We start from the raw sequence: 21,491 nt of genomic DNA, 5'->3' as shown, positions 1-21,491 counted from the left end.
CGGTCTACATCGAGCGGCGCACGTCCACCACTTGGGCGGCGATGGAGACGGCGATTTCCTCCGGTGTCTCGCAGGCGATCGGAACACCCACCGGCATGTGGATCGAATCGATCGCGTCGGCAGGAAACCCGGCTTCCCGCAGACGCGCCCGAGTATGCGCCGCCTTCTTCTTGCTGCCCAAACACCCCACGTAACGAGGACGGGCGGACAAGACCTGCGCCAAGACGTCGAAATCCGATGCGTGGCCCGCCGTGCAGACCACCACGAAGTCCCGCGCATCAATCGAGACGCTCACAGAGAGGTCCCCGTAATCGACGCGGAGGCGCTCCACGGTGCGGGGCAGATGGGCGAGCCCGAGGACTTCGGCGCGATCATCGCATACCACGACCTCGAATCCCGCGAACGCCAAGACCTCGGCGAGGGAACGACCCACATGTCCGCACCCGAAAACGTACGCACGACCCTCGTGGAAGATCGGCTCGCGATACCACGTGCCGACAACGCCCGGTCGGGCGCCCCCATCGCCAGAGCACTCGATGCGCATGTGCGGAGCGCCTTCTATCGTGCGGGAGGCGTCCGGGCCGTGCTCCCCCGGCCAGAGGGACCCGCCGAATGCCGTGAGGTCAATGGCAAGCACGCCTTCGGAACGCGCGCCGAACATGGCGGTCATCTTCTCCAACATGAGACGATGCTCCCCGCCCATGCGCATGAAAAGCAGCTCAACGGCACCGCCGCACACCATGCCGGTGTCGCTTTGCGCCCCGCCGATGGTATAGCGCACGAGCCTCGACCCACCCGACGCCAGCAGCAACCGAGCGTCCTCGATGGCCCGGGCCTCCAACGCTCCCCCGCCGACCGTGCCCTCGATGCGGCCGTCGTCGAACACCGCCATCCAGGCACCCGGCTCGCGCGGGGCGGAGCCTGCCGTCTCGACCACGATGACGAGCACCGCAGGCACATCCCGGTCGAGCGCGCCGATCAAGCTGTCGATAGTTTCGATCTTGCGCATGGGGACTTCCTTTCTCGAATGGTCTCTTGCGCATGCGCGAGCGGCTCGATACGGGCCCTCTTCCGCCGAGCGAGCGTCTGCGTGTTGTCAGGCGTGCCCTAATGCACGCGGACGCGGGACGATCCCGGCTCGTGCTCCACTACATGCCCCACCAGACGCGCCGCGGGGACGACCGGGTCGAGATCTGCGAGCAACGCGGACGCGTCGGCAGGATCGACCGAGATCATGAGGCCACCGGAAGTCTGCGGGTCGAAGAGCACGTCTGCCATGTCGAGCGGAATACCCGAGAGGTCCGCCGCGTCCTCCGCGTACCGGCGGTTGCGATAGGCGCCGGCCGGTACGATGCCCATAGCCGCCAGGTCGCGCGCCCCATCGAGTAGCTCGAAGGCAGCGGCCTCGAGTTCGATTGCCGCATCCGCCCCTTGCGCCATCTCGAGCATATGCCCCATAACGGCGAAACCCGTCACATCCGTGCACGCGTGGACGCGATAACGAACCATCGCGTCACGCGCGGGGCGGTTGAGCGTCATCATAAGGGATTCGACCTCGTCCGCGGCGGCCCTCCCCACCAAACCCGCCTTGGCGGCGGTCGTCACGATGCCGATGCCGAGCGGTTTGGTGTAGATGAGCGCGTCGCCCACATGCGCGCCGGCGTTGGTGAGGATGCACCGCGGATGCACGAGACCGGTCACCGCCATACCGTACTTGGGCTCGCGATCGTAGATGCTGTGTCCTCCGCACACAATGGCACCGGCCTCGGCGACCTTAGTGGCGCCGCCGCGCAGAATCTCGCGCACCGTGCCCGGATCAAGGTCCTCGGGGATCATCATGATGTTGAGTGCCGTCTTGGGCTCCCCTCCCATGGCGTAGATGTCGGACAGCGCGTTCGTGGCGGCGATCGCGCCGAACACGAAGGGGTCATCGGCGATGGGCGGGAAAAAATCGAGGGTCTGGACCAGGGCGACGTCATCGCTCACGCGGTAGACCGCGGCGTCGTCGGCGCGGTCGAAGCCCACGAGCAGGTTGGGGTCGCGCGGCTGCTCGAACCCCTCGAAGAGCTTTGCGAGCTCGCCCGCGCCCACCTTGGCGCCGCACCCGGCGCATGCGGCGAGCTTAGTCAATTTCACGTCTTCGGACATTGCCGTCACTCCCCTTCCGGAAACGCCGTCGGGGCCACTTCGACACGCAGGGCCGGCGCCGCGGTCTGGCGACCCAGGGCGCCGCTCAGCCGCAAGATCGCCTCGAGCACGCCGCCACCCACGGCACTCGCCTTATCGCTCACCGTATCACAGAACGACGCATCGCCCCGCGGGTCGATGTCGCCGGATTTCATGCCACGCAGCACGTGGACACCGGGGGCAAGCAGACCGCGCAGGACACCGTCTATCGTGGCGGGCATCGGCACGCCATCGACGCGCGCGACCACGTCTCCCGTGCGGACGATGTCGCCGATCGCGGCGAGGGGATCGAAGGTGCCGTCGGCCGGCGCGCGCAGGACGCGCTCGGACCCATGCCCGCCGATGATGCCGGGGATGCCCGTGTTCGCGATGGGGCTTCCCTCATAGAGGGCCCGGCCGAGATAGTGGCCGCGCTTGGTCTCCACCGCCGCATGGCAGTCCACGCCCGCGGTGAAACCGGGCCCCACGCCTATGACGACCGGGGCCATGTCGATCGTCGTGCCGAGGTTTTTCTTGGCGAGGATCGCATCGACGACCACATCGGGAGCCATCTCGCCCAGCATATCGGCTGCGGGGTCCACGACGACGGCGATGTCGCTCGTATCCGCGATCGCACGTGCCTGCGCCGCATCGTGCGCCAGGCGGGCGCACACGCCCTCGACGCACGCCTCGCCCAGGCGGATGGCCTCGCAAAACGCCACGGTGCGGCGGATGCACGTAGGCTCGGCGATGTCGGCCATCACCACGGCGAGGCCGGCACGATGCAGGCGCAGCGCGATGCCCGTGGCGATATCGCCCGCCCCTCTCATGTAGACCAGCATGTCCATTCCTCCCATCAAGCCCAGATGGGCACCCGCGCACGTCGATGCGAACCGCGATGACGCATACGTGGGGCCCTGGCCCGAACACTACAACATCAGGTCGTGATACCCCGCCGGCTCGACGGCGCCAGCGACGGCCGCCTCGAACGCCGCGCGCGCGGCGGGTGGCATCTTCCACGCCAACCCGCAGTCGGCGTGGATCTGCACGGGCGTGGGGATGATGCGCCCCGGAACCCCCGCCTGGGTGCAGGCGAGCTCCGCGCGCACGGCATCGTGCGTGCTGGAAAACGAGACCACGCAGACGGGCTCGGGCGCACGAGTGCTCATGCGCGCACCTCCTCAGCCGAGATCTCTGCCAGGGCAGCCAAGGCGACGTCCACTTCCGCCTCGGTCGTGAACTGGCCGAAGGAGAAGCGCACCGAGCCCGTCTCGATCGTTCCCAGCGCGCGGTGCATGAGCGGGGCGCAATGCAGGCCCGCCCGCGCGGCGATACCGTACCGGCTGGCGAGGACGTCGGCCAACTGTGAGCTGGTCATGCCGACGAGATTCAGCGCCACAACCGGCGTGTGGCCAAAGGCGGCGTCACCCGCACCATAGGGCACGACGCCCGGGATGGCCCGCGCAGCCCGGGCGAAGCGCGACCGCAGGCGCTCCTCGTAGGCTGCCACGGCCTCGACGCCGCGTTCGTCCAGATAGCGCACTGCGGCTTCCAGACCAGCGAGACCATGGCCGTTGAGCGTCCCCGCCTCGAGGTGCTCGGGCCAGGCCTCGGGCTGGAACGGATCGGCGGAATGCACGCCCGTGCCGCCTTGGAGCAAAGGCTCGATGTCGATGCCGGGTGCCGCGATGAGACCGCCTGTCCCCGTAGGGCCGAGTAAGGCCTTGTGACCCGTGAAACACAGGACGTCGATGCCCGTGCGCTCCATATCCACGGGGATATGCCCTGCGGTCTGCGCCGCGTCGACCACGAGCAAGGCACCGGCTGCGTGCACGATGGCGGCGACACGCTCGATGTCGACCACGTCTCCCGTGAGGTTCGAGGCGTGGCTGCACACCACCACGCGCGTGGCCGGCGTGACCGCTCGCTCGAGCGCACGATAATCGAGCACGTGGGCGACGTCGAGGCCCACGTGCTCGATCTCGACGTCGGCGTCGCGCGCCAGCACGTTGAGCGGGCGAAGCACCGAGTTGTGCTCCGTCACCGTGGTGACCACGCGGTCATGCGCGCGTACGAGCCCGAAGATGGCCGTGTTGAGCGCCTGCGTGGCGTTGGCGGTGAAGATGACGCGGTCGGGATGGCTGCTGCCCAAAAGGTCGGCCACGGCCATGCGGCACGTGAGCGCGGTGCGCGCCGCGGCCAGGTCGCCCTCAGCCGTACCGCGGCTCGAACTCCCGAGTGCCGTCATCGCGGTGGCCACCGCATCGACTACGCACGGCGGCCTCACGAGCGATGTCGCCGCGCAATTGAGATATATCACCGCATTCACCTTCCTTTCGCTCCAACCATCCCATCGCTCCAGGGACCTGAGCGCATCGTCCCGCGCGCAGCTCCGCACGAGCCGGAGGGCACTTAATGTGCCCTCCGCGCGAGCTCAGGACTGTCCGAGCACGGGATGATGCGCGCAGGTCCCCGGGGACGATGGGATACTTGCATCACAGGGATACGACGCCCTCGGGGGCGAGGAAAAACTCGGAAATGGCGTACAGGTTCGTCACGCCTCCCACGGCGAGCTTCTCCTTGATGCCAAAGAAGTCCAGGCACGTGCCGCAGGTGAGGATCTCGCAACCGCGTTCCTCGAGTTGGCGGATGTCCTCGAGAGAGACCGAGCCCTCGCAGGTGAGGCGGGCGCCCCCGTTAAAGAAGACCATCTTGGCAGGCGGGGTGTCGGCGTTGGCGAAGGCGTAGATGAGGCCCTTCATGAGAATCGAGCCGAGCTCCTGGTCGCCGCGCCCCATGAACTCGCTGCCCACGGCGATGACCTTGCCGGCAACTTGGGCAACCGCGGGCAGCGGGATGTCGCATGAGGGCTCGAACGGTTCCGCGGGGGTCTCGTCACCCGGCTCTCCACCGGCGATGACGACGCGCCATCGGGCACCGGGCTCCTCCTGCGCAATCTCGACCCCGCGCTTGCGCGATCCCGCCAAGCGTTTGAGGTTCTCGACCGCGACCATGTTGTCGACGAGTACCTCGACCGCCTCGGCTGAACGTCCGGCGGCGGCGAGGGCGTCGAGCTCCTTGGACGTCATGATCACGGGCTGGGGGCATGTCTTCCCCAGGGCATCTACAACGGACATGTGAACTCCTTTCGCGCGCGAGGCTCGGCGCGCATCTACATGGTACCGTTACGGAAGACCGAACGGAGGATGCATGGACACGACTTGGGGCATCGCCGACCTGCTCGCACGTCACCGAGGCATCATCGCCGTGGTGGGAAGCGGGGGCAAGTCGACGCTGCTCACCAGCGGCGGACGCGCGCTCTCCGCCCAAGGGGCGCGCGTGGTGCTCGCGACCTCGACGCATATGCTTCCCCCGTCGAACATGTCGCTCCTGGACGGCGTGGAGCGGCTCGATGCCGTCCTCGCGCGTGACGGCATCGCGGCGGTCGGAGCGCTTGACGCCACAACGGGCAAGGTCGCCGAGCCCCCGTGCGGCATCGATGCGCTCGCCGCACATGCCGACTACGTGCTCGTCGAGGCGGATGGGTCGAGATGCCTGCCCCTCAAGGCCCATGCGACCTGGGAGCCGGTCATCCCCGCCCGCGCGTCCCTAGCCGTCCTCGTGGTGGGGGCGAGTGGCTTCGAGCGACCAATCGCCCGGACCGTACACCGACCCGAAGTCTTCTGCGCGCTCACCGGGGCGAAGTTGGAGGCTCCCGCAACACCCGAACTCGTCGCCCGCGCGATCGCCGCCGAGGGCCTCGTGGACGCGAACGGCCTCGTCATCGTCAACCAAGCCGACGATGACCGAGCAGCGCGGCAGGCGCGCTCCTTCGCTGCGGAGCTCCGTCGCTCGTGCCCCGCCTCCATATACGCCGGATCCCTGCGAACCGACCGGCTGCAGCGCATTTGAATCCCGCGAGCGCGCTTTGCGAACTCGATCCCTCGCCGAGCGAGCGCCTTTCGTCCGTTTCACATGAGTGCAACGCACGAAAGGCGCTCACCCGAAGCGGCCTATACGATTTCCAAATGACGCCGCTGCCGACATGCTTCCTTGATGCGCTCGAGATCAGCGGGGATATCGACGTCGATAAGTTCGCACGCTTCTCGTGCCTCGGTCAACGACACCTCGAGCTCCCCCGACCTGAAGAGCGATGAGCCCCCATCGGAGCCCTGCAACGCCATAAGCACCGCAATGCAACGTGCGGGAAAAAGCACGGGAGAGCCCGGAACGCCGCACCAACTCAAACGGTATGCTCGCGAGGGATCGCGTGTGAACGCCTCCGCAAGGGCACGGAAACTCTCACGCGTCACCAATGGCTGGTCGCCCGGAAGAAACAGAACGCCGTCCCAGCCTCGCGCATCGGCATAGGTGGCGCCGGCACGAACCGTGTCGCTCCTCCGCGGCTGGATATCGACGCAGGGGCTCACCACGGCGACGTTGAGCCCCGCGAACCGCACGACCGAGTCGACCTCAGACCGCCAGGCAACAACCGCAATTTCGAATAGGTCATCAGGCACGCTCGCCGCCGTCTGGACCACAAGCGGAACTTCACCAAGCGGTCCGTCGATGGACGTGAGCAACTTGGAGCCCGTGCCTCCTGCCATGCGGAAACGTTCGCCCGCCCCTGACGCCATGACAATGCAACCGAGCTTCATGCAAGTCCCTTCGAACTCTTATCCATCGCCCCAGTATCTCCCAAAAAACGAAAGATGGGGTCGCCACACGCCAACCGTTTGCGCGCAAGTCGTCATTTTCGGAACTGGGTTCGCGGTCTCCCTTCCCCCAAGAGACCCACAGCAACAGCGCATGACGAATCTCGTTGTAAAGCGGCTCAAGCCAAGAAGTCTCCGAGGCCGACAGCTATAACCGCGACGCAAGAATACCGTTCGGCTCCCTCCCGAAGAGGGAAATACCGCAATCAGCGCAGTCGGCGAAACGTATAGGGGTTTGAAATTAAACCGCATTCATGACAAGAATGGCCCTCCCGCGCATTGCGGAAGGGCCCTGACTGCGCCGTGCGCGCGAGCCGCCTTAGGCGCGAAGCCCCTTCAACTCGAGGAGCTATCGGTTTGAAGCGCTCTTGGCGTATTTATTCCTCGCTATCGTCCTCGGGAACGATCATGTTCAGCACAAAGGCGACGATGAAGGCAACCACGAGCGAGCTGCCAAAGACGTTCTGCACAAGCTGCGGAGCGAACTGCAGGATCTCGGGCACGCTGGCGATGCCGACGCCCAACGCGAGCGAGATGCCCACGATCATGCGGTTACGGTAGTTGAGCGGCTGCTCGGAAATGAGCTGGATACCGGAGAGCGTAATGGCGGCGAACACCGTGATGGTCGCGCCACCGAGCACCGGCTGCGGGACCGTGGCAATGAGCGACATGAGCTTGGGGCAGAAGCCCGCGACGAGCATGATGCCGGACACGATGGCGAACACGCGCTTGGCGACGACCTTGGTGGTGCAGATGAGGCCGACGTTCTGGCTGAACGGATCGGTGGGCAGGCCGCCGATGAGCGCGCCGATCATGCCGCAGATGCCCTGGCCCTTGATGGCGCCGCCAAGTTCGGTGTCCTTCGCGTCGCGACCAAAGCCACCCATGGTGGTGGAGGACACATCGCCGATGGTCTGCACGGCCTGGACGATGTACATAAGGATCATCATGATGATCGCGTCGGGGTGGAACTCGAGACCAAAGTGCAGCGGGATGGGCGCAGAGATGATCGCGGACTCGGCGACCGGCGTGAAGTCGATCAGGCCTCCCATGATGAGCGCGACCACGTAGCCCACGCCCACGCCAATGACCATGCCGGAGATCTTGATGTAACCCTTGCCGAACAGGCTGCAGGCCAGCGTGACACCGAGGGTGACCGCCGCGAGGATCCAGAACTCGGGAGAGCCGAAGGTCCCGGCCGCCTTTGCCCCTGCTCCGCCGCCAAAGTAATTGATAGCGGTGGCATAGAGCGACAGGCCGATGGCGAGCACGACCGTGCCGCACACGATGGGCGGGAAGAACTTACGGATCTTGCCGATGAACATGCCGATGAAAATCGAGACGAACGCCGCCACGAGCTGGGCACCAAAGATCGCGGCGATACCGTACTGCATGCCAATCGTGGTAAGAATGGGCATGTACGCAAACGCGACACCCATGACACTGGGAAGCCCCATGCCGAACCCGAGCACCGGGAACAGCTGCACAAGCGTGGTAAGCCCGCCGATGATCATCGCGGACTGCATGAGCATGGTCTGGTCGGCGGCGGAAAGGCCACAGGTACCGGCGATGAGCATGGGCGGCGTGATGTTGCCCACGAGCATGGCAAGGACGTGCTGCATGGCCTGCGGGAACGCCTCTCCAAACGACGGCTTACCGTCGAGTTTGAAAAGTTCGCCCTTTTCCTCCGTTGAAACCTGTTCGGTCATTCAAGACTCCTTCCTGTGCAACTCCCCGACCTCGCGAGTTTAAGATCGAGAGCCCCCTTAGGGCACGCTGCGGATTTTCAACCCCTCAACTTTACTGGAATCCAAGCCATGGAACTGCGAGAATCTCGCCCGTGCGGCGATCTTTCGAGGCCCGAGGCGCACATCGGGGGAAGCGCCCGGGCGACAGGGCCAGCGGGACATCGATGCAGATGGGCGCGCCCCCGTCGGATGGCGTGACGAGGGCGCGCGATGGGGTTTCGACGCGAGCAGGCGGGCAGGGCCCCTCGCGCCGAGGGTGGGATGGCGTGGACCGTATGGGGGGGGCGTCACCCTCCAAGGTAGGCGCGACGAACGTCGTCGTTGTGGAGCAGCTCGTCACCGGTGCCCGAAAGGGTCACGTGGCCCGTCTCCATGACGTAGGCGCGCGAGGCGATGGAGAGCGCCATCTGGGCGTTCTGCTCAACGAGTAGGATCGTGGTACCAGCGGCATGCAGGTCCTTCACGATCTGGAAGATCTGCTCGATCAAGATGGGGGCGAGGCCCATGGAGGGCTCATCGAGCATCAGCAACTTGGGTGCGCTCATGAGCGCGCGACCCATGGCGAGCATCTGCTGCTCGCCGCCGGAAAGCGTGCCTGCAACCTGGCGGCGGCGCTCCTTGAGGCGCGGGAAGTGCGCATAGACGCGCTCGAGCCCGGGGGCGATCTCGGAGTTGGGACGGGTGTAGGCGCCCATCTCGAGATTCTCCTCGACACTCATCTGGGCGAAGACGCGCCTGCCCTCGGGCACATGCGCCAGACCGCGCTCGACGAGCTTATCTGCGGGGACATGCATGATGTCCTCGCCCATGAACTCGATCGAACCCGTACTCGAGCGCAGCAGACCCGAGAGCGTCTTGAGCGTCGTGGACTTGCCGGCGCCGTTTGCGCCGATGAGCGCGACGATCTCACCCTCATGGACCTCAAACGAGACGTCCTTGATGGCGTGGATCGCGCCGTAGTAGACGTTGATGTCCTCGACTTCGAGGACCTTGTTGGCAGTGTCCGCAGCCATCGTCTTTACGCCTCCTTCTGCTTGCCGAGGTACGCCTCGATGACCGCCTCGTTGCTCTGGATCTCCTCGGGCGTGCCCTTGGCGATGACCTTGCCAAAGTTCAGCACGCAGATGCCCTCGCAGATGTTCATGACGAGGCTCATGTCGTGCTCGATGAGCATGATCGCAATGTTGAAGGTATCACGGATCTTGACGATATTCTCCATGAGCTCGGCGGTCTCGGAGGGGTTCATGCCGGCGGCGGGCTCGTCGAGCAGCAGCAGGCTCGGGTTCGTGGCGAGCGCGCGCACGATCTCCAGGCGGCGCTGGGCACCGTAAGGGAGGCTCCCCGCCTGATGACTGGCGAGATCCTGCATGTCGAAGATTGACAGCAGCTCGAGGGCGCGCTCGTGCGCCTCGGCCTCGCGACGCCAGTACGCCGGCGTGCGCAGGATGCCCGAGAGCGTGGAGTAGGCCTTGGTGTTGTGCAGGCCGACCTTGACGTTCTCCTCCACCGTCATGGTGTTGAACAGGCGGATGTTCTGGAACGTGCGGGCGATGCCCATGCGGTTGACCTGGTAGACGGACTTGCCGCTCGTATCGTTGCCGTTGAGCAGAATGGTGCCGCGGGTGGGAGCGTACACCTTGGTGAGCAGATTGAACACCGTGGTCTTACCCGCTCCGTTGGGACCGATGAGTCCGGCGATCTCGGTCTTGCCAATGGTGAGGTTGAAGTCGTCGACCGCCTTGAGGCCGCCGAAATCGATGCCCAGGTGCAGGGCCTCGAGAACGGGAGCGGAATCGACGTCGCGCTCAGGCACGATGGAGTGGCTGGGGACCGGCACCATCTTGCCGCGCTCGAATTCGAACTTAGGCATCTGCCGACACCTCCTCTTCGGACGTCTTGCGCTTGGGGATAACGCGGGCCACCAAGTTCTTGAGCGAATCGTTGTTGGTACCGATCATCACGAGGATCAGCACGATGGCGTAGACGAGCATGCGGTAGTCGGAGAACTGACGCAGCGCTTCGGGCAAGATGGTGAGGATCGTCGCGGCGATGATCGAGCCGCGCATGTTGCCCAGTCCACCCAGGACGACGAAGACCAAAATGAGAATGGACATGTTGAAATCGAACTTGGTGGCGGACAGCTGTGAGAAGCTGTTGCCGAACAGCGCACCCGCGGCACCTGCGAGGGCGGCGGAGACTACAAAGGCGATCATACGGTACTTAGTAGTGGAAATGCCCACGGACTCCGCGGCGATGCGGTTGTCGCGCACGGCTAGGATGGCGCGGCCGGTACGGCTGCGCACGAGGTTGAGCACGATCACGAGTGCGACCATGACCAACACGAAGCCGGCGAATAACGTCGAGATCATATCCGTGCCCGAAGCGCCCTGCGCACCCTTGATAATGGCGACGCCGGTCTCGGAGAGGCCGAGGTTGTCGACCGTGAGCTTGCCCGTGAGATTAAACAGGACGTGGAGCCCGCGCTCGTCCACGCCCACGATCAGGCAGGTGACGACCTCTTTGATGATCTCACCGAACGCGAGCGTCACGATGGCGAGGTAGTCGCCGGACAGGCGCAGGACCGGAATGCCAATGAGGAACCCGGCAAGGGCGGCGCAGGCGGCACCCACGACAAGCGCTATCACGAGACGGACCGTGTCGTTGGGGATCGCCTCGGAAAGGCTCATCGCGGCGACGATGCCGCTGTAGGCACCCACGCTCATGAAGCCCGCATGGCCGAGCGACAGGTCGCCCGCGACACCGACGACGAGGTTGAGGGAGATGGCCATGACAATATAGGCGCAGATGGGCACGAGCTGGCCCGCGATCATGCGCGGGATCATACCGGCGTCCTTGAGGAAGGACACGACGATGAACGCGAGGATGACTAGGGCGTACGTCAAAAAGTCACTGCGCGTCTTCTTGTTCTGGAGGAACTTAAACATGGCGCTACACCTTCTCGGGGACGTACTTGCCGAACAGACCGGCGGGCTTGACGAGCAGCACCACGATGAGCACGCCGAACACGATGGAGTTGGCGAGGCTCGTGGAGATATAGGCCTGGGCCATTGCCTCGATGATGCCGAGCAGGATGCCGCCCACAAAGGCGCCGGGGATCGAGCCGATGCCGCCGAAAACGGCAGCGGTGAAGGCCTTGATGCCGGGCATGGAACCCGTGGTGGGCTGGAGCACCGGGGAGTAGGAGCACAGCAGGACACCGGCGATGGCGGCGAGCGCCGAACCGATGGCGAAGGTCATGGAGATGGTGCGGTTGACATTGATGCCCATAAGCTGGGCGGCCGCTTTATCCTCGGAGACCGCACGCATGGCCTTGCCCATCTTGGTCTTTCCGGTGAACCACATGAGACCCGCCATGATAAGCAGGCAGGCGATCACCGTGACGAGCGAGACCGCCGAGACGTTATAAGCCTTGAGGAACGCCGGCACCGGGAAGCTCACGATGGACGTGAAGTTCTTGGGCGTGGCGCCCCAGATGAGCTGCGCTGCGTTCTGCAGGAAATAGGACACACCGATGGCGGTGATCAGCACGGCAAGCGGGCCGGCCTGGCGCAAGGGCTTGTACGCAAGCCCCTCAATGAGAATGCCGAGCGCCGTGCAGACGGCGACGGCGGCGATGACCGACACGATCGCCGGCAGCCCCATGTACGAGGTCACCACGAACGAAATATAGGCGCCGATCATGATGACGTCTCCGTGGGCGAAGTTGAGCATCTTGGCGATGCCGTACACCATGGTATAGCCCAGGGCGATGATGGCATAGACGCTTCCCATCGACAGGCCGTTGACGAGGTACTGCAAAAAGACTGTCATAGCCTCTCCCCCTTTCTTCTTTCACGCGCCGCATGGCGCAACAGGCAAAGGGACGGACCCTCGGTAAAGGCCCGTCCCCATCGTAGCTTGATGCACCGCGCGGCGGCACAGGACGGACGGCGCTTAGGCCGCTACGTACTTTCCATCCTTGATTACGTAGACCATCGGGTCCTTCTCGACCTCACCCTTGTCGTTCCAGGTGAGGGTGCCGGTGAGGCCCTCGACGGTGATCTTGGTCATTGCCTCGGGCAGCTTGGCGGCGACGTCGGCCGGATCGGCGTCGGCACCCAGACCGGCCTCGGCGAGTGCGAGGGAGACCGCGTGGACCGCGTCGTAGGCGTCGGCGGCGAACTGATCGGGCACCTCGTCGTAAGCGTCCTTGTAGGCAGCGACGAAATCGGCGTTCTTCTCCTCGTCCGCAGAGAACGGGGTCATGAGGTAGAGGCCCTCGGCCAGGGAGGTATCGAAGCCCTCGACGCCCAAGATGCCATCCATGCCGTCGCAGCCCATCATCTTCACGTCATAGCCCATCTCGTTGGCGTTAGCCAGCAGAACGGAGGCGGGGGTGTAGTAGATAGGGGCGAAGATCATCGTGGCGCCGGCGTCTTTGGCCTTGGTGAGCTGGTTGGTGAAGCTCGTGGCGGAATCGTCCTTGAAGGTCTCCTCATCCACGATGTTAAGCTTGAGCTCCTCGGCCTTTGCCACGAAGGCGTCGCGGATGCCGGAGGAGTAGGTGTCACCGGAGTTGTAGAACACGACGAACTTCTCGTCGGGGAACATCTCGGCGAGCTTCGTGGCGGCGTTGGCACCCTGGTTGGGGTCGTTGAAGCAGGCCTGGAACACGCAGGTCTTGTCGGCAGTGACATCGGGGCTCGAGGCGGACGGGGTGATCATGAACATCTGCGGGTCCTGATTGGCGACCTCGGCCACGGCAAGCGAAGCGCCGGTAGTGGTGGGGCCGACAAGTGCCTGCATGCCCCAGTCGGCGAGACTATTGAAGGCGTTGACGGACTTCTCGCCGTCGGCGACGTCGTCCTCGGACTTGCTGACGAACTTGAGGTCGTCGGTGGAGAAATCCTTACAGGCGAGCTCGACGCCGTTGCACACGGAAGTGCCGTACGACGCGGCGGAGCCCGTCAGCGGGCCGATGGCACCGATCTTGAACGCGGAGCCATCGTCAGCGGCAGCGGTGGAGCCGCCCTCGGACTCGTTGCCGGAGCAGCCGGCTAGAATACCTACAGCCCCCAAACCTGCTACGCCCGCGATAACGCTTCTGCGATTCATTACAGGGTTGAATGACTTACCGGTGAGGCACGACATGCGGCTCTCCTTTCAAACGAGGCCGGCTGAAAGCACGGCGATGAGCTGGCCCGCGGGTTTATTTGCGCGGTTGCTCTAGGGTACACGCTTTAGCATACCGGAGTAAGGAAAATCCCCTCGAAATATCGGTGAAACAATTGCGTGCCCATTCATGCGAAGTCGTTCCGAAAATATGCATGTATCAGCCTCGGTAGGGACTTGATTGCATCTAAGGCACCATGTAACACAGTTGTTACGCAGCACAGAGGCCGCATCCGTATGCAAGCGGGTAAAATGCAGGCTATGCAAGAATCAGCCCCGTCGCGCGCATTCGCGCGACAGCAGGTAAAGGAGCGCGTCATGCACCAGAGCACCCGCACCGTCAACGTCGGACTCATCGGCTTGGGTACCGTCGGTGGCGGCATCTTCCAGCTGATCGAATCCCATGCCGAGAAATACCGCCGGGCCTACGGCATCGACCTGCGCATCGCCCGCGCCTGCGGCCTCGACGAGTCGCGCGCCCGCGAACTCGGAGTCACCGCGGAGCAATTCACCACCGATTGGCGTGACGTCGTAAGTGACCCGCGCATCGACATCGTCGTCGAGGTCATCGGCGGAGAGCATCCCGCGACCGAGATCTTCACGGAGGCCTTTGCCGCCGGCAAGCATGTCGTCTCGGCTAACAAGGCCCTGCTCGGCCGCCATATGGCCGAACTTGCGGGTGCCGCCAGCGCCGCGGGCGTTCAGCTGCGCTGCGAGGCGTCCTGCGGCGGCGGCATCCCCATCGTGGGCACGCTCGAGCACGACCTCACCGGCAACAACATCCTTGCCATCGCCGGTATCGTGAACGGCACCACCAACTACATCCTCTCGCGCATGACGACCGAGGGCCTGGGCTACGAGGAGGTCCTGGCCGACGCCCAGCGCCTGGGCTACGCCGAGGCCGATCCCACCGCAGACGTCGATGGCTTCGACGCCGCGAGCAAGATCGCCATCCTCTCCTCCATCGGCTTTACCACGCGCATCACCACCGACGATGTGTATATGCAGGGCATCCGCAAGATTTCCGCTGAGGATATCGAGGTCGCGCGCGAGCTCGGCTACGCCATCAAGATGCTCGCCATCGGACGCCGCGCCGATGAGGGCGTGGATATCCGCGTGCACCCCGCCATGATCCCCGCGAGCCACCCGCTCGCCGGCGTGAACGGCGCCATGAACGCCGTGTACGTGGTGGGCGATGCCGTGGGCGAAACCATGTTCTACGGTGCCGGCGCGGGCGCCTTCCCCACCGCGAGTGCCATCGTGGGCGACGTCATGAATCTCGCCGAGGACATCTCCGCGGGCGTGAAGCCCCTGCCCGAACCCGCGCCCTTCGCACGCGAGCTTCCCATCCGCAACGTGGCGGACCTCGAGACCCGCTACTACGTGCGCCTGACCGCTGACGGCACGGACGGTGTCGCGACGGGCGCCACAGAGGTTCTCAATCAACACGGCGTCACTGTCGAACGCGTCATCCCGCGTGAGAACGGATCGTTTGCACTGCTCACCAACACCTGCCGTGAGGGAAACATGTTCGCCGCGCTTGGGGCGCTCTCTGGCGCCGCTGCGGCCGTCGAGGTGGCCAACGTCATCCGCATCGAGGACATTGCCGATTGGACCCAAGGCGTCGAGGCGAATTAGCACGGCTTTCACGCTGCGGCTTTTGCTTCGCATGAGTCTTCTGTCGCTTCTTTCGTTCGGCAACCCCCAGATTTCCTGCGGATACGAAGCTTGAATCCTTGCCACCGTTGCAAAAATCTGGGTAATCTAGATAAGCGTGTCAGTTAAACGACTGAGAGGGCACGGAGCGCACGCGTTCCGCGCCCTCTTTCTTGAAAACCGCCGTCCGCATCATCCATCTCCTAACGAAAGGCAGACATGCTCCTGCAACTATTCCTCATCATCGTTGGATTCGCCCTGCTCGTCTGGGGCGCCGACCTTCTCGTAAACGGGTCGAGTCAGATCGCCGCACGTGTTGGCCTTCCCGACCGCGTCATTGGCCTCACGGTGGTCGCCGTGGGCACCGCCATGCCCGAGCTCGTGGTCTCGGTCGTCTCCGCCGTGGATGGGCACGCCGACATGGCGTTCGGCAATGTCGCCGGAAGCTGCATGGCGAACCTCCTGCTGATTCTCGGCATGAGCGCGGTCATCACGCGCCTACCGCTCGCCCGCCACACCCAGCGCTTCGAGATCCCCGTGAGCGTCGCCTCGGTGCTCCTGCTCATGTTCCTCTCCAATACCGGGGGCGAGCTCACTGCCGTCGAGGGTCTGATCCTGCTTGCCGTCTTCGCGGCGTTCATGGGCTACACCGTGTTCCTCGGCCTGCGCGAAGGCGACAGCGGCCACGAGGAGCTCGACCCCGAGACGCAGCTCATGCCTCATGAACTCGAGAACGAAGACGACGATGTCGCCGAGGAGGAAGACGAGGGCGAGCCTCGTGGCATGCACGTCTCGATCGCCCTAGTGCTGTTCGGCATCGCCCTGCTCAAGTTCGGCGCCGACTACGTCGTGAACAACTCCGTCGAGATCGCCACCGCGCTCGGCATCAGCGAGCGCATCATCGGCCTCACCGTCATCGCGCTCGGCACCTGCCTGCCCGAGCTCGTCACCAGCGTCGTTGCCGCGTTCAAGGGCAACACCGACATCGCCGTGGGCAACGTCGTGGGCTCGAACATCACCAATGTCCTGCTTGTCATGGGCGTGCCCGCGCTGTTCTCCCCCATTGTGTATGCATTCAGCTACAACATCGACTTCGCCCTGCTCGCGATCTTCTCCGTCGTCCTCGTGGGCTTCGCCTTTGTGGGCACCAAACACACCATGACTCGACGCGAGGGCGTTTTCTTTGTGTTCATTTATATCATCTACATTGTTGCCTCTGCCGTGCTGTAACACATCGCGATCATGCGGCGAAACACTCCCGTCGCACGCCACAGCTGCACGCGAAAAGCCCCGCTTCACACAAACCGCCTCCCATCTCTCGGACCTCGAAGGATGGGAGGCGGTTTGTTTGGGCGCATCGGGACTTTTTCATCGCGCGCGATCTCACAAAGAAGGTGCGCGCCGTTAATTGGACGGTTTTCGAGCTAATTTAAGAGCAGATCGGATGCAGGACTTCCATAGACGAAAAAGCACCAGATATCTAGGCGTCAAGATCCTTTAGCTGCTCCGCCCCTCCCAGACTTCTTGACATATCCGCTCTATTTGTAGTCTCAGATTTCGCAAGGGCAATGAAAATGGCTAAAAAGTACCGTTTTGTACCGTTAGCTGTACTTGACTGTTGAGCATTCAACCCTTTCGCCACGGTTTTAGACTTCCCTGGGCACATATTGCACTACCCAGAGGCTCACAAAGCGGAGAAATACAACCCGAAGCCCATGCGGAAGCAGAATCGAGGCTCTGCGCGGAGTTCGACAAGGCCATCAGCGATACAAAACGGTATTTTTTAGCCAGAAATCCCATTCTAAGGTGTTCATCCATAAAAAAGGCGGGACCCACTTGAGTGGATCCCGCCTTGCAAAGAGCTTGTACGCTCAGGCAGCTTGCAGGCGATGCACCTGCAGGAAACTACTTGAGGGTGACGGCAGCGCCGGCAGCCTCGAGCTTCTCCTTGGCAGCCTCGGCGTCCTCCTTCTTGGCACCCTCGATGACGGCCTTAGGAGCGTTCTCGACGACCTCCTTGGCCTCCTTGAGGCCGAGAGAGGTGAGCTCACGGACGACCTTGATGACCTGGATCTTGTTGTCGCCGAAGCCCTCGAGCACGACGTCAAACTCGGTCTTCTCCTCGGCCTCCTCGGCAGCGGCAACAGGGCCGGCCACGACGGCGGCAGGAGCGGCGGCGGAAACGCCGAAGGTCTCCTCGATAGCCTTCACGAGCTCGGAAGCCTCGAGCAGGGTCATTTCCTTCAGAGCCTCGATGATCTCATCGGTGGTAAGCTTAGCCATTTCTAAGTCCTTTCGGTTTCCCTGCATCTGGCAGGGAGATCAAACTAAAGTACGGCGCGCAAAGCGCCAGAGGTGCGGCCTTAGGCGGCCGCGGGAAGGCCGCCGACTAGGCTGCCTTCTGCTCGGAGATCTGCTGAACGGTGCGGGCGAGACCAGAGGAAACGCCGTTGACGCAGACAGCGATGTCGCGAGCGAAGCCGCTGATGAGACCGGCGATCTGACCCAGGAGCTGATCCTTGCTGGGGAGCTCGGCGATGGCGTCGACCTCGGCAGCGGTGACAGCCTGACCGTCAGAGATACCGCCCTTGACCTCGAGAACGCCCTTGGACTTCTTGGCGAACTCCTTGAGCACCTTGGCGGCGCTGACGGGCTCCTCCTCGAAGAAGACGTAAGCGAGCGGGCCGGCCAGGATCTCGTCGAGGTTCGGCTGCTCCTTGTTCTCCAGGGCGATGCGGACGAGGTTGTTCTTATACACCTTCATCTGAGCGCCGCACTCACGAAGCTGCTTGCGGAGCTCCTGAGCCTGAAGAACGGTGAGGCCGTTGTAAGCCACGACAAAGACTCCGGCGTTGGACTCGAGCTTGGACTCGATCTCGGCAACTGCATCGATCTTGTACTGCTTTGGCATGTGGTACACCTCCTTCTTGTTCTTTCCCGGGCACGACCCGCCTTAAGAGTGGCGGGGGTGTGTCTCGAAAAAGAAACCCCCGCGCTGCAAGAGCGACGGGGGTGAGAAGACATATCTACTCAACCACCTCGGCTGGCGGGTTGCCCCTTTACTCCCTTGCACCCGTCTGAGCGGGCACGCGGGAACCGGCTGTCTCTGGCAGCGAATCGTGCGTGTGCGGTTAGGTAGTATCGCAAGTAAGGAAGTGGGCGTCAAGTGGCAACGGTGGCGACGCTAATCGCGCACAAGCTGCACACATTGACGGTGCGCTCGTTGGCCCTGCGCTCGTTGAAACATCCTCGTTCGTTTCAAACCCATGATAAATCACATTACCAGGCCCTTTTCTGTGAGGAATCATGGATTTGAAACGAAACGGCTATTTCAAACATAGGATTCCTCACAAAGGTCCCGGGCTAGGCGGAATTTGAGACCCGGGCAAGGGGGTGCTAGGGCCCCGGGCTAGGCGGAACTGGGGTCCCGGGCAGGGGGGGCGCCAGAGCCCCGGGCAAGGCCGCGCAAAGGGCACGGGTCAAAGGCACGGCCGCTCCCAAATCACACGCAGTGCCGCTAGGCAAAGCCCAAGGCGGTGCCGACTATGCGCACGACGAACGCAGCGATCCACGCCACCCCGCATTGCAAGGCAAAGACCGCGACCGCCCAACGCGGGCCCAGCTCGTTCTTCACCGCACCGATTGCCGCCACGCACGGCGGGTACAGCAGCGTGAACACGAGGAAGACATAGGCGGTAAGCGGCGTGAACAGCGAGGTAAGCGCCGAGGCGGACTCCGTCCCCAGCAGCACCGCGAGCGTGGAGATCACGCTCTCCTTGGCGAGCAGTCCGGTCACGAGCGCCGTCGAGGCGCGCCAATCGCCAAAGCCGAGCGGCGCGAGCACGGGCGCGATGATGCCGCCGAGGCCCGCAAGGAGGCTCTGCGACTGATCGGACACCACGTTGAGCTGGCCGTCGAAGGTCTGCAGGAACCACACGACAATACTCGCCGCGAAGATGATGGTGAAGGCGCGCTGGATGAAGTCCTTCGCCTTGTCCCACGCGAGCATCACCGTCGTTTTGGCGGAGGGTAGGCGGTAATTTGGCAGCTCCATGATGAACGGCACCGGCTCGCCCTTAAACGCCGTACGTTTGAGCACGAGCGCCACCACGGCGGCGACGGCGACGCCCAGTAAGTAGAGCGACACCATTGCCAACACGCTGTTGCGAGCGAAAAAGGCTGCGGTGAGCAGGCCGTACACGGGCAACTTAGCAGAGCAGCTCATGAACGGGGTGAGCATGACGGTCATCTTGCGGTCGTGTTCGGAGGGCAGGGTGCGCGTCGCCATGATCGCCGGTACGCTGCAGCCGAAGCCCACGAGCATGGGCACGAAGCTGCGCCCCGACAGGCCGAAGCGGCGCAGGACCTTGTCCATCACGAACGCGACGCGCGCCATGTAGCCGGAGTCCTCGAGCATCGAGAGCAGCAGGAAGAGCACGACGATAAGCGGCAGGAACGACAACATGCTGCCAACACCCGCGAACACGCCGTCGATAACGAGCGACTGGACCACGGGGTTCACGCCGGCGGCCGCCAGCGCGCCGGCCGCGAGGCCGGTCAGCCACGAGACCCCCTCCTCCATCAGGCCCTGCAGCCATGCACCGAGGGAGCCGAACGAGACCCAGAACACGAGCGCCATGATGAGCAGGAACGCGGGAAACGCCGTGAACCTACCGGTGAGGATGCGGTCGATCGCCACCGAGCGCTTGTGTTCGCGGCTCTCGCGGGGCTTGACCACGCAGGCACGGCACACCTCGCCGATGAACGCGAAGCGCATGTCCGCCAAGGCCGAGAGCCGGTCCTTCCCGGACTCCCCCTCCATCTGGCTTATGATGTGCTCAAGCGCATCGAGCTCGTTTTGATCGAGGCCGAGCGCCTCCTGCACCAGAGTATCGCCCTCGACAAGCTTGGTCGCAGCGAAGCGCACGGGAATCCCCGCTGCCTTCGCGTGGTCCTCGATCAGGTGCGCGACGCTGTGGATGCAGCGATGCAGGGCGCCGCCATCGGGTCCGTTGGGCGCGCAGAAGTCGAGACGACCCGGACGTTCGCGGTAACGCGCGACATGCATCGCGTGTTCCACGAGCTCCCCCGTCCCCTCGTTTTTGGCGGCGGAGATGGGCACGACCGGAATGCCCAGCATGCTCTCGAGCAGGTTGACGTCGATGGTGCCGCCGTTCGCGGCAACCTCGTCCATCATGTTGAGGGCGAGCACCATGGGGCAATCGAGCTCCATGAGCTGCATCGTAAGGTAGAGGTTGCGCTCGATGTTGGTGGCGTCGACGATGTCGATGAGGGCGTCGGGCTTCGTCTGTAGGATGAAATTGCGGCTCACGACCTCCTCGCTCGTATAAGGCGAAAGCGAGTAGATGCCGGGCAGGTCGGTGATGGTCGCCTCGGGATGCCCCTTGATCTGGCCGTCCTTGCGGTCGACCGTCACGCCGGGAAAGTTGCCCACGTGCTGGTTCGATCCGGTGAGCTGGTTGAACAAGGTGGTCTTGCCGCAGTTCTGATTGCCGGCGAGGGCGAAGGCGATGGGATTCCCCGCGGGAATCGAATGGGCACCGGGACGGGGGCGATAGGCCTTCTCCCCCAGAGCCGGATGCTCGGTCGAACCGACCGCGGCGTTCTCGCGCTGAAGCTTGTGCGCGTCGTGGATATTCGCCAACGCGATGCGGGCCGCATCCGCACGGCGCAACGTGAGCTCGTAACCGCGCAGGCGAATCTCGATCGGATCGCCCATGGGCGCGTACTTCATCATGGTCACCTCGGTGCCCGGGGTGAGGCCCATGTCGAGAATATGCTGACGAAGCGCCTGGTCGTCCGAGTCAACCGATGCGACGACGGCGTCCTTGCCGATCTCCAGATGATCGAGGCGCAGGGGCCATACGCAAGCTTCGGGCTCCGTGCCCGTCGGCTCTGATGACGTGTCGATTGCGTGTTCCATTCCGCCCTCCCATCGCGCCCGATCCAGTCTCACGAGGGCGCGGCACATGTTACCCATGGCTGTCATTCGTGATGATGATAACGCGACCGG

19 protein-coding genes are annotated in these 21,491 nt (G+C 63.9%); 3 read left to right on the top strand and 16 right to left on the bottom strand.

The window, feature by feature from the left end; all coding sequences use genetic code 11:
• Nucleotides 1-4 precede the first annotated feature (4 nt).
• The 6 genes from Q5Q88_RS01965 to yedF form a co-directional block, all read right to left on the bottom strand.
• Nucleotides 5-1,009: an XdhC family protein gene (locus Q5Q88_RS01965; protein WP_294122297.1), complete on the bottom strand. Its 1,005-nt coding sequence runs from the start codon at nucleotides 1,007-1,009 to the stop codon at nucleotides 5-7.
• A gap of 98 nt (nucleotides 1,010-1,107) precedes the next feature.
• A complete protein-coding gene (gene selD, locus Q5Q88_RS01960; RefSeq protein ID WP_294122299.1) occupies nucleotides 1,108-2,148 on the bottom strand; it encodes a selenide, water dikinase SelD in 1,041 nt (346 codons plus the stop codon).
• 5 nt (nucleotides 2,149-2,153) lie between these two features.
• On the bottom strand, nucleotides 2,154-3,008 hold the full coding sequence (yqeB, locus tag Q5Q88_RS01955; RefSeq protein ID WP_294158003.1) for a selenium-dependent molybdenum cofactor biosynthesis protein YqeB: 855 nt from the start codon (nucleotides 3,006-3,008) through the stop codon (nucleotides 2,154-2,156).
• An 87-nt stretch (nucleotides 3,009-3,095) separates the two neighbouring features.
• Nucleotides 3,096-3,335 carry a DUF3343 domain-containing protein gene (locus tag Q5Q88_RS01950; RefSeq protein ID WP_118654119.1) on the bottom strand — a complete coding sequence of 80 codons (240 nt, stop codon included), beginning with the start codon at nucleotides 3,333-3,335 and terminating at the stop codon, nucleotides 3,096-3,098.
• Nucleotides 3,332-4,486 (bottom strand): aminotransferase class V-fold PLP-dependent enzyme, encoded by a 1,155-nt coding sequence (locus tag Q5Q88_RS01945; protein WP_302741492.1) that lies wholly within the window; start codon nucleotides 4,484-4,486, stop codon nucleotides 3,332-3,334. Before Q5Q88_RS01945 ends, Q5Q88_RS01950 begins: the two co-directional genes overlap by 4 nt.
• Before the next feature lie 175 nt (nucleotides 4,487-4,661).
• The gene (yedF, locus tag Q5Q88_RS01940; protein ID WP_294122303.1) at nucleotides 4,662-5,303 is read right to left on the bottom strand and encodes a sulfurtransferase-like selenium metabolism protein YedF; all 642 of its coding nucleotides are present in this window, start codon (nucleotides 5,301-5,303) and stop codon (nucleotides 4,662-4,664) included.
• A 73-nt stretch (nucleotides 5,304-5,376) separates the two neighbouring features.
• Between yedF and yqeC the strand changes: the two genes are divergently transcribed.
• Nucleotides 5,377-6,078: a selenium cofactor biosynthesis protein YqeC gene (gene yqeC / locus Q5Q88_RS01935; RefSeq protein WP_302741491.1), complete on the top strand. Its 702-nt coding sequence runs from the start codon at nucleotides 5,377-5,379 to the stop codon at nucleotides 6,076-6,078.
• Nucleotides 6,079-6,179: 101 nt separating this feature from the next.
• On the opposite strand, the gene Q5Q88_RS01930 is transcribed toward yqeC, so the two are convergent.
• From Q5Q88_RS01930 to Q5Q88_RS01900, 7 genes are all read right to left on the bottom strand, one after another.
• The gene (locus tag Q5Q88_RS01930; RefSeq protein ID WP_302741489.1) at nucleotides 6,180-6,824 is read right to left on the bottom strand and encodes an NTP transferase domain-containing protein; all 645 of its coding nucleotides are present in this window, start codon (nucleotides 6,822-6,824) and stop codon (nucleotides 6,180-6,182) included.
• Nucleotides 6,825-7,258: 434 nt separating this feature from the next.
• Nucleotides 7,259-8,590 carry a uracil-xanthine permease family protein gene (locus tag Q5Q88_RS01925; RefSeq protein ID WP_294158009.1) on the bottom strand — a complete coding sequence of 444 codons (1,332 nt, stop codon included), beginning with the start codon at nucleotides 8,588-8,590 and terminating at the stop codon, nucleotides 7,259-7,261.
• A 326-nt stretch (nucleotides 8,591-8,916) separates the two neighbouring features.
• On the bottom strand, nucleotides 8,917-9,642 hold the full coding sequence (locus Q5Q88_RS01920; protein ID WP_118654113.1) for an ABC transporter ATP-binding protein: 726 nt from the start codon (nucleotides 9,640-9,642) through the stop codon (nucleotides 8,917-8,919).
• A gap of 5 nt (nucleotides 9,643-9,647) precedes the next feature.
• The gene (locus Q5Q88_RS01915; protein ID WP_294122311.1) at nucleotides 9,648-10,499 is read right to left on the bottom strand and encodes an ABC transporter ATP-binding protein; all 852 of its coding nucleotides are present in this window, start codon (nucleotides 10,497-10,499) and stop codon (nucleotides 9,648-9,650) included.
• On the bottom strand, nucleotides 10,492-11,574 hold the full coding sequence (locus Q5Q88_RS01910) for a branched-chain amino acid ABC transporter permease (RefSeq protein ID WP_294158013.1): 1,083 nt from the start codon (nucleotides 11,572-11,574) through the stop codon (nucleotides 10,492-10,494). Before Q5Q88_RS01910 ends, Q5Q88_RS01915 begins: the two co-directional genes overlap by 8 nt.
• A 4-nt stretch (nucleotides 11,575-11,578) precedes the next feature.
• Nucleotides 11,579-12,460 carry a branched-chain amino acid ABC transporter permease gene (locus Q5Q88_RS01905; protein WP_040360995.1) on the bottom strand — a complete coding sequence of 294 codons (882 nt, stop codon included), beginning with the start codon at nucleotides 12,458-12,460 and terminating at the stop codon, nucleotides 11,579-11,581.
• Nucleotides 12,461-12,583: 123 nt separating this feature from the next.
• On the bottom strand, nucleotides 12,584-13,780 hold the full coding sequence (locus tag Q5Q88_RS01900; RefSeq protein ID WP_199588920.1) for an ABC transporter substrate-binding protein: 1,197 nt from the start codon (nucleotides 13,778-13,780) through the stop codon (nucleotides 12,584-12,586).
• A gap of 339 nt (nucleotides 13,781-14,119) precedes the next feature.
• Here Q5Q88_RS01900 and Q5Q88_RS01895 point away from each other — a divergent pair, with 339 nt between their 5' ends.
• Together Q5Q88_RS01895 and Q5Q88_RS01890 are read left to right on the top strand one after the other, a co-directional pair.
• On the top strand, nucleotides 14,120-15,439 hold the full coding sequence (locus tag Q5Q88_RS01895) for a homoserine dehydrogenase (RefSeq protein ID WP_302741483.1): 1,320 nt from the start codon (nucleotides 14,120-14,122) through the stop codon (nucleotides 15,437-15,439).
• Between the two features lie 237 nt (nucleotides 15,440-15,676).
• Nucleotides 15,677-16,687 carry a calcium/sodium antiporter gene (locus tag Q5Q88_RS01890; RefSeq protein WP_302741481.1) on the top strand — a complete coding sequence of 337 codons (1,011 nt, stop codon included), beginning with the start codon at nucleotides 15,677-15,679 and terminating at the stop codon, nucleotides 16,685-16,687.
• A gap of 675 nt (nucleotides 16,688-17,362) precedes the next feature.
• Here the strand turns inward: Q5Q88_RS01890 and rplL are convergent.
• The 3 genes from rplL to feoB form a co-directional block, all read right to left on the bottom strand.
• The gene (gene rplL / locus Q5Q88_RS01885; RefSeq protein ID WP_118654108.1) at nucleotides 17,363-17,740 is read right to left on the bottom strand and encodes a 50S ribosomal protein L7/L12; all 378 of its coding nucleotides are present in this window, start codon (nucleotides 17,738-17,740) and stop codon (nucleotides 17,363-17,365) included.
• A 106-nt stretch (nucleotides 17,741-17,846) separates the two neighbouring features.
• Nucleotides 17,847-18,368 (bottom strand): 50S ribosomal protein L10, encoded by a 522-nt coding sequence (gene rplJ, locus Q5Q88_RS01880; RefSeq protein WP_302741479.1) that lies wholly within the window; start codon nucleotides 18,366-18,368, stop codon nucleotides 17,847-17,849.
• 606 nt (nucleotides 18,369-18,974) lie between these two features.
• Nucleotides 18,975-21,401, bottom strand: a complete 2,427-nt coding sequence (gene feoB / locus Q5Q88_RS01875; protein ID WP_294158021.1) for a ferrous iron transport protein B — start codon at nucleotides 21,399-21,401, stop codon at nucleotides 18,975-18,977.
• Nucleotides 21,402-21,491: the final 90 nt, after the last annotated feature.

It is taken from the genome of uncultured Collinsella sp. (genome assembly GCF_959026545.1).
GTDB lineage: Bacteria > Actinomycetota > Coriobacteriia > Coriobacteriales > Coriobacteriaceae > Collinsella.
Note: the sequence above shows the minus strand (reverse complement) of the source record. Positions and strands in the feature narration are given on the sequence as shown.